At 76.2% G+C, this 2086-nt stretch carries 1 protein-coding gene and 1 pseudogene; both read right to left on the reverse strand.

What is annotated here, in order from left to right:
* Positions 1-953 (reverse strand): protein kinase (locus IF37_RS0138145; RefSeq protein WP_030754236.1); only part of this gene is annotated, 953 nt, incomplete at its 3' end.
* Between the two features lie 163 nt (positions 954-1116).
* Positions 1117-2086: pseudogene (locus tag IF37_RS0138150) on the reverse strand (serine/threonine protein kinase); the annotation flags it as partial.

Genomic DNA, 2086 nt, shown 5'->3' on the forward strand with positions numbered 1-2086 from the left:
GCCCTGATGTCCGAGCCGGTTTCCGGGACGGGCGGGCCCGCCGGGCCGGACGCCTCGTCCGCGCCCGGTGCCGGCAGCCCTCCGGCCGCCCGCGCCTGGATGGCGGCCCGCCGCGCGGCCTCGGGATCGACGTCCGCCGGGCCGCCGGAACCGGCCGGAGCCCCGCCGCCCGCGCCGGCACCGCGGCCCGGTGGAACACCTCCGCCCGCACCCGTTCGCATCGTTCCCGCCGCCTGTCCGGCCGGGCCGCCGGGCAGGGCCGTTCCCGTCGGACCGCTTGCGGGGCCCGGCACGGCACCGGGCAGCGGCTCAGCGCCCCCGTCCGGGCCGTCGGGCGCCGGCACCGGGTCGTACCCGCAGAGCGCCTCCTCCGCCGCGCCGGCCGCCAGGCCGGTCAGCATCACCCGGCCGTCGTCGCAGACCAGGACCGTGCGCAGGGTGATGTTGCGGTGGACCCAGCCGTGGGCGTGCAGCACCCGGAGCGCCATGAGCACGTCGGAGGCGACCTCGGCCGCCCGGTACGGCGTCAACGGGTTCTCGGTGACCAGGGCGGCCAGCGGACGCGCGGGCACCAGCTCGCTGACGATCCACAGGGACCCGCCCTCGGCGAACACGTCGAAGACCTGGTCCAGACGGGGGTGGTCGGGGATGCCGGCCGCCGCCTGCGCGGCCTCGACGGCGCGCCGCACCGCCGGGTCGGCGGGACGCCGGGTGGCGGCCCTGCTCTCCGGGGCCCGGCGGGACGGGCGCGCACGCGCGGTGAACCCCTCGGGCAGTCCCTCCGCGTCGAGCACCTCCGCCTCGACGACCTCCGGCAGCGGCACCTGCCGGATGAGCACTTCCTGACCGCTGTAGGTGTCGAAGGCGCGGGTCTCGGTGAGTTCGTAGGCGTCGGCCGGCGGCAGTGGCAGGCGGTAGCGGTCGGCGAGCACCCGGCCCGCGTAGTCGTCCACTTTTCCTCCCCCGGCCGCCCGGTTGGTCACTTCCGCTCGTACCACGACCCGTGTCGCACACGCATGCGGCTGCGTACGGTCCGCGACCCTTCACGATACGTGCCGGAGGCAACCCGCACGGAGAGGATGACGGATTCTCACGTACCAAACGGGCGCGCGGGGGTCACGACTTGGGTTCGAAGGTTTTCGTCAACGTCTTCCAGGTGTCCTCGCGCAGGTCGCCGTGCCAGTCGGCGTCCTTCGCGGTGTACATCAGCGCGTAACCGAGGTGGCCGTTCACCACGAAGCCCCGGTCGATGGTGCGGTAGCGGGTGCCGTCCTCGCGGTAGGTGAACTCCCAGTCGGCGGTGTTCCAGCCGCGGTAACCCACCTTCTCGATGCGGACCTTGCGGTACTGCTCGCGCACCATGTACCGCTCCTGGTTCTTCCAGTCCGCCACCGGGTCGCCCTTGGGCGTGCCGGTCCAGGCGACGAGCAGCTTCTGCCCGCGGGGGCCGGTGTAGCGGTCGCCGGCGGTCCCGGCGGACCGGTACTTCCAGCCCTCGGGCAGCCCGATGGAGTAGCCCTGGCCGCCCTTGCGGGTGGACTCGGCCGGCGCGCTGCCGCCGTCCCCGGCGTCCGAGGAGGCGGACGCGCCCGTGTCGTCGGTGGCCTCGGCGGACCGGACGGTGTCGGGTTCCGGCGCGGTGTGCGAGGCGGCACCGGTGGCGGTGGACGCCACGCCCGCGCCGTCCGTCCGCGCCCCGGTCGCCGTGTCGCCGCTCTTCGCGTCCCGCTCGGCGGACGCGCTCGCGCCGATGGCGGCCTTGGCCCCGCTGTCCTTGCCGTCGCCGTCGTCGCCGCTCAGGGCGATGGCCAGCACGGTCCCGAGGACCGCGAGCACGACCACCGCGACGACGACCACCAGCGTGCGCTTGGGCACCACGTCGGTGAGCGACGCCTTCGGGGCCGGCCGCGGCGGCAGGTTCAGGTCCGGCGGCGGCACCACGGGCCAGCCGGAACCCGTGCGGTTCGCGCTGGAGTTCGGCACGGGGGCGGCGCCCGGCACCGGGCCGCCCGGCCGCCCGGCCGAACCGGCACCCGGCCCGCCCACGGAACCGGGCCGCGGCCCGCCGGGAGCGACGCCCCTGGCG

This window comes from Streptomyces sp. NRRL S-31, from assembly GCF_000718775.1.
GTDB lineage: Bacteria > Actinomycetota > Actinomycetes > Streptomycetales > Streptomycetaceae > Streptomyces.